This window comes from Oceanobacillus sp. E9 (assembly GCF_001741975.1).
In the GTDB taxonomy this organism is placed as follows: domain Bacteria; phylum Bacillota; class Bacilli; order Bacillales; family Amphibacillaceae; genus Oceanobacillus; species Oceanobacillus kimchii.
In genome coordinates this window covers 173667-187074 of record NZ_LSNA01000007.1, presented here as the reverse complement: position 1 = coordinate 187074, position 13408 = coordinate 173667, and the positions used below count along the sequence as shown (strand labels likewise).

The window sequence follows — 13408 nt, the reverse complement described above, 5'->3', positions numbered from 1 at the left end:
TATAGACTTCTATTATAATCATTACTATTGGAGGGATACGGGTGAGAAATAAACAATTTAAATTGAAAGATGTAATTAATCAACAACCTGATTTCTCATCGAACAAATGAGTGAAAAAGTAATTGTTATTGGTGGAGGAATTGTAGGAGCAAGTACTGCTTATTATCTCGCTAAAAATGGAGCTTCCGTTACACTTGTCGATCGAAATGATCAGGGACAGGCTACTACTGCTGCTGCAGGTATCATTTGCCCTTGGATTTCACAACGCCGTAATAAAGCTTGGTATCATTTAGCAAAAAGTGGCGCTGCACTATATACGAATTTAATTGCTGAATTAGAATCCTTAGGAGAGACCAATACGGGCTATGAAAAGGTCGGAGCAATTAGTCTACATACTGAAGCAAATAAATTAGAAGGTATGGTAGAAAGAGCAACAAAAAGAAAAGAAACGGCTCCTGAAATTGGTGAAATTACTACTTTAAATGAAATAGAAACTGTAAATCGAGTTCCTGTTCTTCAAGAAGGTTATCAATCTGTCTATATAAGCGGAGCTGCTCGAGTAAACGGTCAAGAATTACTTCAGGCACTGAAAAGAGGAGCAACATTAAAAGGGGTAAATATTTTACAAGGCGATGCAAGTCTAAGTATCGAAGGTAATCAAATAAAAGGAGTGCATGTAGATAATCAATATACAATCCATGCAGACAAAGTGATACTTGCAAACGGGGCTTGGATGTCAGAACTTGTTAAACCTTTTGGTATTGATTTACAGGTATTTCCTCAACGAGCTCAAATAACACATGTAAAGTTACCTGGAATCGAAACTGCAAAATGGCCAGTCATTATGCCGCCCGGAAATCAGTATATGCTTTCTTTACCGGATAACAGGATTGTCTTAGGTTCGACTTATGAAGATAATGTCGGTTTTGATTATCGGATAACAGCTGGAAAAGTACACGAAATCTTAGATAAAGCATTGAATGTCGCTCCAGGATTAGAAAATAGCACTGTAATTGAAACAAGAGTTGGATTTAGGCCATTTACTCCTGGATCCCTCCCAATTGTTGGTCCACTACATCAAATTAAAGGTGTATACTTAGCTAATGGGTTAGGTGGAACAGGGTTAACAATGGGTCCATTTGTTGGTCAGCAACTTGCGAAACTAGTACTGGGCGAACCACTGGATATCGAGCTCGAAAATTATGATGTATCTAAAGTGATAGCTTCACAATAATGATTGAAGAGGTGCTAGGATGAAAGGTTCACACATTGTCTTTATTATCATTATCGTTATATTATTAACAGGGTTATTTACTTGGCTATGGTTACAAAACTTTACACAAAATGAGGAGTCAATCTCTTATATCTTTTCCATAGTCAATTAATATGAGCAAATAAAAAACCTTAAGGAAAACAGATGTGTTCTCCTTAAGGTTTTTTATTTATTTTGTTGGCGCTAACTCTATTGCTTGATGAAGTGCTTCTAACATACTTCTTTCATCTACAATCCCTTTTCCAGCAATATCAAACGCTGTTCCATGGTCAACACTTGTACGAATAATTGGCAATCCTACGGTTATATTTACCCCAGCTTCCAATCCCAATACTTTAATCGGGCCATGCCCTTGATCATGATACATCGCTACAACAATATCAAAATCTCCACGTTGCGCTCGGAAAAATAAAGTATCCGCAGGTAAAGGACCCTCTACATTTATTCCTTCTTTTTCTGCCTGTTTAATAGCCGGAATTATTTTTTCTTCTTCTTCACCGTTACCAAACAATCCATTCTCTCCAGCATGTGGATTGATACCACAAACCCCAATTTTAGGGTTTTTAATACCTGAATTTGATAGTGTTTCATGCGCTAATTGAATTACTTTATGCACACGTTCTGGCTTAATCATCTGTATCGCTTGAAGAAGACCAACATGTGTCGTAACATGAATAACCTTTAATTTAGGCGAGGATAGCATCATAGAAAATTCTTCTGTATTTGTTAATTCAGCAAGAATCTCTGTATGCCCAGGGTACATATGGCCCCCTTTTTGTAATGCTTCTTTATTTAAAGGAGCTGTACAAATCGCTTGAATTTTTCCTTCATTCGCAAGATCTATTGCCATACGTAAATATTCAAAAGCCGCATTTCCCGATACAGGGGAAACTTCTCCATATGCCAAGTCTTCTGGAAGTATATCTAAATCAATACAAGTAATTTTCCCAAAAGTAGTATCCGTAAGTTCTTCTTCTTTAGTTTTTTTGTCAAAAGATACTTCTACACCCAGTATTTTTGCAGCTCGCTCTAGCATCTTTGTATCACCTATTACGATTGGATGAGCTTGTTCATATATCTCGCGATTACGTAAACTTTTTATGATAATTTCTGGTCCTACCCCTGCTGCATCTCCCATAGTTATTCCAATAATTGGTTTCTTACTCATTGACAATTTCTCCTTTCAGGTGGAGCATTGCTTTATAAATAGAATCTTCTTTCCCAAATGCTCCCGCTTTGGTAACAACTAAACTTTCACTAGTACCTATTAAAGATCCTAACGGTATGCCTGGCTCTAGTTGTTTGATTAAATGTATACCGATTGCACCTAAATACTGTGCAGTTGCTTTTGCTGTATCTCCACCAGTTAAAACAAACCGATCTATCCTAGGAAATTCTTCTTTTATAGTAGATACTATATCAGCGATTTTCTCGGATATAGTTTCTCCAATTTGATTTTTAGATAATCCTAGATCCCTTCCAATTTCTTGGACATCTTTACGAACCCCTTCATTAGAAGGGACATATAAGACTACATCTTTATCATCTTTAAATCCAGCTAAACATCTCTTTATATAAGTTGTTTTATATGCATTCCAGTCATGCTGAAACATTTTTAATGGGTTTAATTCAACAGCAATCACTCCATTTTGTTTCATTGCATACTGTACTTGTTTTTGTGTCATTTGTGATAAACTTCCACAAACCGTCATTGTTATATTCGAATTCGTATAGGTAGTTACTTGTTTTTCTTTTTCCAAGTGTAGTACTTCTGGAACAACTTCTGCTAGACCAGCAGATCCAGCCCATACAACTTTTTGATTAGTAGATGCAATTCGAGAAGCAATTGTTCTTAAGTCTTCTTCTGTTTCTGCATCAAAAACTACCATTTTTATATTTTCTCTTTGATAGGAGTCAAGTTTGTTTAATAGTATAACTTCGTCTTCATACTCTCTTTTCGTGATCACCCCAACTTCTTCACCTATCTGATTTTTTATCAAAGTTGGAATATGTGATTCTGTTACGGGATGTTTTGGATCTTTCGATATTTCAGTCTCAGAAATCAACACATCATAGACATAGTGATAACCATTTTTAGTGACACGTCCCATACTTGGGAAAGCTGGTGCAATTAAAACTAAATCTGCATCTAATTCAAACTCCATCACTTTTAACTCATATCCGATATGACCACGTAAAGTAGAATCCATTTTCTTATAGACATGCTGATAACCTAATTTATTTATAAAATTTGTAGCTTGTGAGGTAATTGAGATCGCATCTGCTTTATTAAGTGCTCGTGAATTGGTATCAATTACTAATCCTTCACTCAAGAACTCTATTTCTTCTGGAATTTCAAATAATACTGAAGTATCCATTCCTTTTTCAGTCAATTGTACTCCACTATCATTTGCTCCGGTCAAATCATCCGCTATAATTGCAATCTGTTTTGCCATGTTGTACCACCCACTTTATTTTAACCATTTTAATTCTTATTATCTTGAACTACGTAGTCATCTGGAACGTTTACACCTTTTTTCTCTAAACGTTTAACAAGAAAACCGATATAAATTGGTAGTAAAATTGCTGTTGTTACTACTGCTGCCGCCACTTGAACCGTTGCTAATTCCACATTTGCTGCAAATGCCGGACTTGCCGCAGCTATAGCAGCTGGAGTCGCTACTGCATTACCAGCAGTTGAACCTTCAGCAGCACCAACAATTGGATTCCATTTCATTGCTTTAAATACAAAGTATCCAACTGTACCAGTAAAGAATACGGTTAGTAATCCTAATATGATTCCACCTAGTCCACCTTCAATAATACTTGAGAAATCAATTCCCATACCTAATGCAAATGCAAAGAAAGGAATTAATACTGAACTTCCTGTACTAAAGAAATTTCTTAAATCTTCATCTAAATTACCAAGTACCATACCAACTACAATAGGTAATAATACTGATATAAAGGAAGTAAATGAAAACATTCCTTCTACAAAGCCCATTGCTCCAAAAATGGATAATGCAATCATTGTTAGAAAAGGACCATCATTTAATGCTAAAAGTGAATACGCAGCACGGTCTGTTTTATCCCCATATTGTCCAACAAGTGCCACATACAATCCACCATTACTATTTGTCATGGCCGCAATAATTGCAATAGGTGCTAATCCAAGAAATAACCCATTATCACCCATCATCATAAATGCAATTAATCCAATGACTGCACCTGCAAACCATTTGGTCACAAGCAGTGTTGCCCCTTTTCCTAAACTAACACCTACATTACGTAAATTAATTTGTGCACCGGTAAATAAAAGAAATAGTGCTATTAACGTACTTGCTCCATCTACAAACAAGGCTTGTGTGAAATTTCCAATACGAAGTAAATCTGGAGCTAATGTATTAATTGTTGCAGCAAGTAACAACGGTACTACCATCATACCTCCTGGAATTCGTTCAATCGTAGCTTTAATTTTCATATCAATTCCCCCTCAATTATACAGATTGTTTATTTTTTAAACAAATCTTTTTGATATCTAAAGCGTTTTCAATAAATATATTACAACTAATAGAATTATTTTGCAACATATTTTTTAAAATAATATTAAAATATCATTTCCATATAGAAAAATTGTTTTATAATGCAACAAAAAGAGAGCCCACTATGTAGCCTCTCTTTATTATTAAGTATTATTTAGTTTTCTCCAAAGTGTCGTACGATTAATCCCTAATCGTTTTGCTGTTTTGGTTTGATTTCTATTTTCTTCTTCATAGACTTTACGAATAATTTGTTGTTCTATTTCTTCTAAAGTACCTTTTATTGAAATAAGATTATCTCGATTCATAAACTCATTCTTTTTTTGTTTATCTTTTCTTACTGATAGCTCATGAATATGATCTTCATTGATATAATACCCTGTTGCTTTTATACTTAATTCTTTTACCCTACTCTTCAATTCTCCTAGATTTCCGTTCCATTCAAACTCTTTTAACATATCGATTGACGTTTTTCTTATACCTAGCGTCTCATTTCCACTGTGCGTATGAAATTCCGATAAGAAATAAGAGATAAATGCAGCTATATCTTCTTTTCGTTCTCTTAATGGCTTAGTATAGAATGATAGTGCAGAAATTAAATGGTATAAGTCCGAATTAAAAAGCTGATCCTGAAGCATAGATTCTAAATTCTGCTCTGATAATGAAATGATTTGAAAACTATTTGGTGTGTTTTGAACAAGATTACATAATTGTTCTTGTTCCTGAAGAGGGAGATGATCTATTTTTCTAAAGATAATGGTACCTTGTTGTATCATTTGTACTTTTTCAACCAAATTTTGTATGCCTTCTTGGTTGATTGAGCTGCAATCTACAACAAGCATCGGATTATCTTGTCCAAATTTGGTAAAATGTATAGCTTTTGCGATAGTCATTTTACCAGTTGCTTGTTCTCCACTTATAAGAATACTCTCATTCGCTTTGGCGAATTGATTAACCGTCTCTCTTACCGTTTCCGAATAAGGACTATCCCCTATAATAGGAATATGAATTACTCTACTAATCATCACAACGGAACTTATATTTTCAATCCTCTTGAGCGCTTGTACATAAATTCCGATTAATGAATCATCTTGTTTAATAGGAAAGATTTGCATATCAATGTTATATTTCTGAGTTTCAATTGATTCCCAATAAGGCTTCTTTTCTTTTAAAACTTTTAACACTAACTGATTTATCTGCTTGTATTCAATAATTTCATTTGTTATTTCACCGTATTCACTAGAGAGGTTGGAGAATTCTATTTCACAATCTTTATTTACCAAGAAAATATTGGGTGGAATTGATTGAAGAATCCGATGATAGCGAGATACTCTAGCATGCGCTCGTTTTAATAATTGATATTGTCTTCTTCCTTCATCAAAAGCATCAAGAATAGCTTCTTTACCAGAAGTGATTAAAATACCTCGAATCCCTAATTTTTGAGCTTCTTCTACGGTGACAACATCTCCAATAACGATGTTATAACCAAGTCTTTTTAGTTCTTCTAATTGGGAACGAACTTGATTTCGGTGGCTTATCGTAAACATTTCAATCTCATATTCTAAGATACTACTCAAGGTCTTCGCACCTCGACATATATTCTCAAAACCTACAAGCGCAACACGATGGTGAGTATCTTGAATCAAAGTAAACACACGTAGCATATCATACCCGCTAATATCTATGTGAATAACCGGTATTGAAACTTTTTCTTGAATCATAGCTGCGGTACCACCACGGCTAATAATCAAATCATACCCTTGATCTTCAACACTATTAGCCAATTGAAGCGCGTCTTCTAAGTTAGCGACTTCAATATCAACATGGAAATCATCAGGTAGTTTAATTTGTTTTACAGATTCCGCCATACCAGAATATGGGGCGATTAACATTGTCTTAATCATTCTCACACCTACTTATGTTGCATTTTTCAACAATACTATTATGCCATATTTTTATTCACTCTTGCAAATGGTTAAGCAATAATTAATTCTAAAGAGGTTGAGACATAAATTCTATTCCGTTAACCAATTATTGTTCGACTTTTTAGTAAACTGTTTTGTTATGTGTCAATTACTTTGTAATAATTCTTAAGATATATGTTTGTTTCTCTTTAAACGATTACTTCTTTTATAATCCATTTTCACTACGAGTGCTCCTAACTTTAAATAGGTCCACTGAAATATCGGGCTCTGTATAAACGTAAAAATAAATGTAAAAATAAATACTGGCCCTCCAATTAGTAAGCCAATTACTAAAACAGTACATTCTGTAATAATTCTTACTCTGCCGATTGGAGCACCTAATTTATCTGACAAAGATAACATAAAACCATCTCTAGGACCTGATCCAACTCCTGCAGCATTGTACATTCCACCACCAAAGCCCATAATAACAATTCCAAGCAATATAAATACAATATCAATCCAAGTGTGAGTTGCGGTTGGTAGAATACCAGACCAATGATAAAAATCTACAAAAGCTCCTACCAGGACAGCGTTAAAGAACGTACCAACTTTTATGTATGTTCGATCCAAACAAAAAGAAATAATAATTAATATACTGGAAATTATAATATTCCATGACCCAATTGTCAGTCCGAATTTATCAAAAAAAGCTACGTTGAGCACATCCCAAGGGTGAATTCCAAGATGTTGCATATTAATTGTTAATGCAATCCCCAAACTAAACACCATGATACCAACAATAAAAAACAGCCATCTAAATGCATAGTTCAACGCTAACTACCTTCTTTCAAACATCAAAATTTTTCAAAAAAAACGAATATAGATAGTATACGCTTTTTAAATCATTGGGGAAAGAGCATTTTATTTATTCTTTAGAAATAGTAATTTGTTCTGCACTCGCATAACTTTAATCTGTTTATCCATTTTTCTATATTCGGCCCCTCCTACCTATGTATTCCACATCGAGGAGCTATCTTATCATTACTCCATTTATCATATAAAAGAGTTTGATATAATTCATACGCCCTTTGTCCATAAACCTTTCTATCTCCATAAACAAAATATGGAGGTAATGGTTCAACCGAGTATAAATTTTTATATTCCTCAATAGTTTGACCTAATTTGAATAATTGAGAACGGAATTCTATATTACGTATACCTCCACGTAATATATGTTCATCATTACATGCTTGTAAATACCCCCATGTATCAGATAAGTAAGGCGAACCGTTATTAAATACATGTTTTACAATAGGATGTTGAAGATATTTTGTATTACCTTCAATAATTTGCAATTCAGCTAAACAAACTCGAATAATCTGATATATCTCCAATACTTGTTTAGACAACCTCCTATTATCAAGAAATTGAGCAGATATTTGATGATTAGCACTTACTCTAAACAACTGCATTACTCGAACCCCTTTTAATCATATTTCAATTGCTTGTTCTTCCGATGCTACAGTCCTGATGTATAATGTTCATTACTTTTCCTGAATTGGGTTATTTTAAGTTTCTTCTTTCTGAGTTTTTGGGATTGTTTACATTGTAACCGAAAGATATTAAAATGACTCTTTTCTTTATACATTTATATTGACTTAATGTTTCTCAAGTCTTTTTAAAATCGGTCTGATTTATTCACCACTTTTTCCAATTTTTTAAGCTTTTTTGGGTTTTAGAACTGGTCTATTCACTACTTTATTGAATTTTCATCCCCTTTGGATTTTAGATCAAACTTTTATCGGCATGCTTTGGCTAACCTCATTGTTTCAAAGTGAATATTATTCACTTTACATGCAGGAAAATTTAATAAAACAAAAAAATATCCCCACCTACAAAAGGGTGGAGATTTACGATTATCTATAACACTTTATTTAGAAATTCTTTTGTTCTTTCGGAACTAGGGTTGGTAAATATCTTATCTGGGATATTTTCCTCCATGATAATCCCTTCGTCCATAAACAATACTCGATCCGCTACTTCCTTGGCAAAGCCCATTTCGTGAGTTACCACTACCATCGTCATACCCTCTTTTGCCAATTGCTTCATCACTTCTAATACTTCCCCCACTAATTCTGGATCAAGGGCTGAAGTAGGCTCATCAAATAACATAAGCTTTGGTTCCATTGCTAATGCTCTTGCAATTGCAACACGTTGTTGTTGGCCACCAGATAATTGGGCTGGATATTGATTTGCTTTATCTGAGAGACCAACTTTTGCCAACAATGTTTCCCCACGTTTTTTTGCTTCATCACTTGTAATTTTTCTTACTTTTTGTGGGGCTAACATTACATTTTGTATTACTGTTTTATGTGGGAATAAATTAAATTGCTGAAATACCATTCCAACTTCTGTACGCACAGTATTAATATCTGTTTTTTTATCGGTTAAATCATGACCATCGATAACCACTTTACCGCTCGAAACATCTTCTAGGAGGTTTAAGCAACGTAAAAAAGTACTTTTTCCTGATCCACTAGGGCCTATGACACATACAACTTCTGTCTCTTTAACTTCACAATTTATGCCTTTTAACACTTCATTTTTTCCAAATCGTTTGTGTAGATCATTTACAGTTATCATTAGTAATTCAACCTTCTTTCAATTAATCTTAAGATCAACGATAGTGTTAATGTAATTGCAAGATAGAATAATGCTACAGCAGTATATATTTCTACCGCAATAAATTGGTTGGAAACTATTAATCTACCTTGGAACATTAACTCTGGCACTAGGATTACAGACAAAAGTGATGTATCTTTGATACTGATGATAAATTGATTTCCTAGTGGAGGAATCATACGTTTAAAAGCCTGTGGCCAAATAATATACCTCATAGTTTGATTCTTAGTAAGCCCCAGTGAACGCCCCGCTTCGATTTGACCTTTATCTATTGATTCTACTGATCCACGAACAACTTCCGCTATATACGCACCTGAATTAATTGCGATAACAATAATCCCAGCTACAATGGGATCAAAATTATATTGAATAATAATTGGTAATGCAAAGAATATCCATATTGCTTGTACAAGTACAGGAGTACCTCTTACTACCTCTACATAGATAGACGCCAATACAAATATAAATTTATTTTTAGAGATTCGCCCAAGTCCAAATATTGCTCCAAGAACAAAACCAATGAGTAAACCAATAATAGAAATTAAAAGTGTGTAATACAATCCTTTCCCTAGCTCAGGCATAAATTCAAAGACACGAAACCAATCAAATTCTAACAATCTTCCAATAGCATCCATTCTTTCACCTCATTAAATAAAATAAGGCTTATCTTCTTGTGATAAGCCTTATAAGCTTTTAAATTTTATATAGCATACCTCAACTTAATGTTGACTAAAATTATTCTGCTGAACCAAACCACTTATTATAAATTTCATCATACGTACCATTTTCTTTTAATGTTGCTAGCGCATCGTTAATGGCAGCAACTAAGTCTTCATTTCCTTTTGCAATGGCAATACCATAATTTTCAGCTTGATATAAGTCCCCAACTGATTTTAAACCATCTCCAGTTGTAGAAATGTAATAGTCTACATTTGGTGCATCGTACATCACTGCATCGGCGCTTCCATTTTCGACCGCTAAGTAAACCTGATCCAGTTGTTCGAATTGATTAATGGTCGCATCTTCAAGATTTTCTTCAAGAAAATCTGCACTTGTAGAACCCATACGAGTAGCAACCGTTTTACCTTCTAAATCTTCTATACTATTAATATCTTCATTATCTGCTGATACCCCAATTTTCAGACCAGATTCATAGTAAGGTTCACTGTAATCAATAACTTGTTTACGCTCCTCAGTAATACTTATTCCAGCAATAGCAATATCAAATTGTTGTGTTTGAAGTCCAGGGATAATTCCATCAAAATTCGTTGTTTGTATTTCTCCACCTTCAATTTCAAAACCTGCTTCATCTGCAATAGCTTTAATTAGTTCGATATCAAATCCTGTTAATTCCCCATCTTCTACAAACTCAAAAGGAACAAAAGAATTATCACTAACTACTGTATAAGAATCTTCTAAATCATATGAAGCCTCATCGTTAGCATTATCTTCTCCTTCACCTGATGCTGAATCCTCTTCGCTAGATCCGCAAGCCACAAGAATTATTAAAAACGCCGACACCATAATCAGCAAACTCCACTTATTCTTTTTCATTATTTCTGCCCCCTAAATAGATTCTACAAAACTGACATATTTAATGGTATCAAATATTTTCATATTACGAAATTTCTCTTTTACCTTATATTTCAGAAAAATATATTAAATATATTTCTATCATTTAAAAAATAACCTAAATGCTTATATAAGGTACGAAATAATCGTATATGCTCGATTTTTCGGAATTCTTCATCAAAAATATGCTAATATTTACCAATTATTACTGTTTCTTCACATGCTCAATAGAAAAATAGACATCGTTTAGTTACAATAACAGTAATATTTCTTGTGTATTTGAAGTTGAGTTGATGGAAATATGGTACTCAAGTTACGGGTCAAATTTATGTAAACTCAATCAACCACCGGCCGTATGTATCGAATCACAGAAGAACAATTTTTAGAAGTGGTTGCACAAGAAAATCAGTTGAAAGATATTTATATCGATTTAAATAAAGTGAGGAAACAAGGTTTTGCTGATTTAGACTTAGGCTGGTATGATCGTATTATCTATTTAGGAGAAGAAGATCTCACTCCTATCTTTACATTTACAAATAGTAATGGAATAACAGAAATGGAGAGACATACCGCTTCCATTCCTTATCGAAACATTCTCCATAAAGGATTATCTGAATTGGGTTTGAACAAAATAGAGATAATAAGCTATTTAAATGATAGTTACTATAGCATAAAATGATACTCCATGCAGTAGGGTTTTCGCTTCCTTACTGCAGGTTAATACCACAAGGGCATGAGCTAAAGGCCCTTGACAGAAAGAATCGAACATTTATAAGCAGTTTATCTCCCACTTATCCACTAAAGGTTTAGCATCAGAGTCTTGAAGTGGAGGTATTATTGCTCGTTATATGCCGAATAAATCAGGAGGAACAATATGAATAAAGAAATAACCTTGCAGCAATGGAAATCTTTTGTAGAACAAAAAATAAACAAGAAGTTAATTATCAAAATGCTCTGGAATGAGCGAGAAAAAATGACGTTGCTTCTTGTGCCAAATATGAAAATAAATTCTGTTATACATGATGACAATGAAGGATATTTGTTTTACGATATAGCTGGAAAACATGTAAACTACCCTATCCCTTCCATATTGCCAGACAACCTCTTCATAGATGGTAAAATTAATTTGGCTCATATAAAATCAGGATATATCCAAATTAATCAAGAACCACTTTCAAAAAAGGATATTCAATTATTAGAAAATAAATAAAGATGCTAGGACATAATTATAGGTGAATTAATTTAATAATTGCTAAGTTCAATTTAAAAAAAAGCATTTTATTAATAATTAAATTTAACGTTCGGGTTGTTATTGCTATAACTTGACTTTGATTGTAATTGAAGACGGCGCTCCTGCAGGAACAGCACGATCCACTTGAAAAGGGCTTTTCTTTTCAAGTTAGCTAAAAACCCGTGCCTGCGGAAAGCGTCCGTCTGTAATGAAAATCAAAACAGCCAACATTCGGATTTCACATAAAATATCTTATTATGAAATTGATTTAGGTTTTTCTTTTGATTAAACCCTATTGTCCCAGCGTCTGATTATTTATCTTTTATTTATTTTCTAGCATTTTATTTACTTTATCTTGATTATTATCAATCCATTCTTGTGCAACTTCACGCTCATCTGCACCGTCTTCAATTTTTGTAATCATCTCTTCCACATCGTCAATAGAAATACTCCAATTCTTTAAAAATGCATAGACATCTGGTGCTTTATCTTTCAAACCATTATTAGCAAGTACATTTACAGTTGATGGTGTAAATACCTCATAGTCATCTTCTAGTACTTTGATATCAAACTTATTGAACATAGAGTGTGGTCTCCAGCCATAGAATATTACTGGCTCATCACTCGATATTTTTCGTTGTGCTTGAGCTAGCATTCCACCTTCTGAAGATGGAACTAACTCTACGTCTAAATCTGCTTCTTCAATTAAGTCGCGCATCATTTCTGTTGCTCCTGCGCCCTCTTCGATACCATAAATCTTATTACCAAATTGATCTTCTTTTCCTTTTAGGTCACTTACTTTATTTATTCCCTGTAAACTAGCAGGGATTGTTAAACCAGTATTTGCATTATCATAACTTGTAGTTACTTTTTCAATAGAATCTGAATATTTTTCCATTTGATTTTCATGTGCAGGCATCCATGAATCCATATAAGCATCTAAATCACCTCTTGAAAGACCTACAAAGGTCGAGCTCACATCTGCCTGTGTTTCTTTAACTTCATAACCCATGTCTTCAATAATAATACGTGCAATTTTTGTCGGTGGAACTGTACTTGTCCATGGAGTGACAGCTAAATTAATTGTCCCTTTACTTTCACTCGTATTTGTTGATTCTTCATCCCCAGACCCACAAGCTGCTAGAAATATTAATGTTAATAGTGATAAAACAATAGTAAACTTCTTCATGATGTTATAACAATC

Annotated in this window: 14 protein-coding genes; 4 read left to right on the top strand and 10 right to left on the bottom strand. The window is 33.9% G+C overall.

Features of this window, described 5'->3' with window-relative positions; all coding sequences use genetic code 11:
- The first annotated feature begins 106 nt into the window (after positions 1–106).
- Positions 107–1234, top strand: a complete 1128-nt coding sequence (locus AQ616_RS10555) for an NAD(P)/FAD-dependent oxidoreductase (protein ID WP_017796154.1) — start codon at positions 107–109, stop codon at positions 1232–1234.
- Between the two features lie 19 nt (positions 1235–1253).
- Positions 1254–1385: a hypothetical protein gene (locus AQ616_RS20075; RefSeq protein ID WP_017796153.1), complete on the top strand. Its 132-nt coding sequence runs from the start codon at positions 1254–1256 to the stop codon at positions 1383–1385.
- A gap of 57 nt (positions 1386–1442) precedes the next feature.
- Here the strand turns inward: AQ616_RS20075 and pdxA are convergent, their stop codons facing one another.
- The 9 genes from pdxA to AQ616_RS10510 form a co-directional block, all read right to left on the bottom strand.
- On the bottom strand, positions 1443–2441 hold the full coding sequence (gene pdxA, locus AQ616_RS10550) for a 4-hydroxythreonine-4-phosphate dehydrogenase PdxA (RefSeq protein WP_017796152.1): 999 nt from the start codon (positions 2439–2441) through the stop codon (positions 1443–1445).
- The gene (locus AQ616_RS10545) at positions 2434–3729 is read right to left on the bottom strand and encodes a four-carbon acid sugar kinase family protein (RefSeq protein ID WP_017796151.1); all 1296 of its coding nucleotides are present in this window, start codon (positions 3727–3729) and stop codon (positions 2434–2436) included. Before AQ616_RS10545 ends, pdxA begins: the two co-directional genes overlap by 8 nt.
- Positions 3730–3758: 29 nt before the next feature.
- On the bottom strand, positions 3759–4754 hold the full coding sequence (locus AQ616_RS10540) for a 2-keto-3-deoxygluconate permease (protein ID WP_017796150.1): 996 nt from the start codon (positions 4752–4754) through the stop codon (positions 3759–3761).
- A gap of 204 nt (positions 4755–4958) precedes the next feature.
- Positions 4959–6716, bottom strand: coding sequence for a sigma-54-dependent Fis family transcriptional regulator (locus AQ616_RS10535; protein ID WP_069685761.1), 1758 nt, complete (start codon positions 6714–6716; stop codon positions 4959–4961).
- A 186-nt stretch (positions 6717–6902) separates the two neighbouring features.
- A complete protein-coding gene (locus AQ616_RS10530) occupies positions 6903–7550 on the bottom strand; it encodes a YczE/YyaS/YitT family protein (RefSeq protein ID WP_084822465.1) in 648 nt (215 codons plus the stop codon).
- 173 nt (positions 7551–7723) lie between these two features.
- The gene (locus tag AQ616_RS10525) at positions 7724–8191 is read right to left on the bottom strand and encodes a pyrimidine dimer DNA glycosylase/endonuclease V (RefSeq protein WP_069685760.1); all 468 of its coding nucleotides are present in this window, start codon (positions 8189–8191) and stop codon (positions 7724–7726) included.
- Positions 8192–8639: 448 nt separating this feature from the next.
- Complete coding sequence (locus AQ616_RS10520) at positions 8640–9362, bottom strand: amino acid ABC transporter ATP-binding protein (protein ID WP_017796146.1); 723 nt, start codon at positions 9360–9362, stop codon at positions 8640–8642.
- A complete protein-coding gene (locus tag AQ616_RS10515) occupies positions 9362–10036 on the bottom strand; it encodes an amino acid ABC transporter permease (RefSeq protein WP_069685759.1) in 675 nt (224 codons plus the stop codon). The genes AQ616_RS10520 and AQ616_RS10515 overlap by 1 nt, the downstream gene beginning before the upstream one ends.
- A 100-nt stretch (positions 10037–10136) precedes the next feature.
- Positions 10137–10955 carry a glutamine ABC transporter substrate-binding protein gene (locus tag AQ616_RS10510; RefSeq protein WP_069685758.1) on the bottom strand — a complete coding sequence of 273 codons (819 nt, stop codon included), beginning with the start codon at positions 10953–10955 and terminating at the stop codon, positions 10137–10139.
- A gap of 373 nt (positions 10956–11328) precedes the next feature.
- On the opposite strand from AQ616_RS10510, the gene AQ616_RS10505 reads away from it, so the two are divergent.
- Both AQ616_RS10505 and AQ616_RS10500 read left to right on the top strand, forming a co-directional pair.
- On the top strand, positions 11329–11652 hold the full coding sequence (locus AQ616_RS10505; protein WP_017796143.1) for a hypothetical protein: 324 nt from the start codon (positions 11329–11331) through the stop codon (positions 11650–11652).
- Between the two features lie 195 nt (positions 11653–11847).
- Positions 11848–12183 (top strand): hypothetical protein, encoded by a 336-nt coding sequence (locus tag AQ616_RS10500; RefSeq protein ID WP_069685757.1) that lies wholly within the window; start codon positions 11848–11850, stop codon positions 12181–12183.
- A 343-nt stretch (positions 12184–12526) separates the two neighbouring features.
- Here the strand turns inward: AQ616_RS10500 and AQ616_RS10495 are convergent, their stop codons facing one another.
- Entirely contained in the window at positions 12527–13393 is an 867-nt protein-coding gene (locus AQ616_RS10495; protein ID WP_017796141.1) for a glycine betaine ABC transporter substrate-binding protein, read from the bottom strand.
- Positions 13394–13408: the final 15 nt, after the last annotated feature.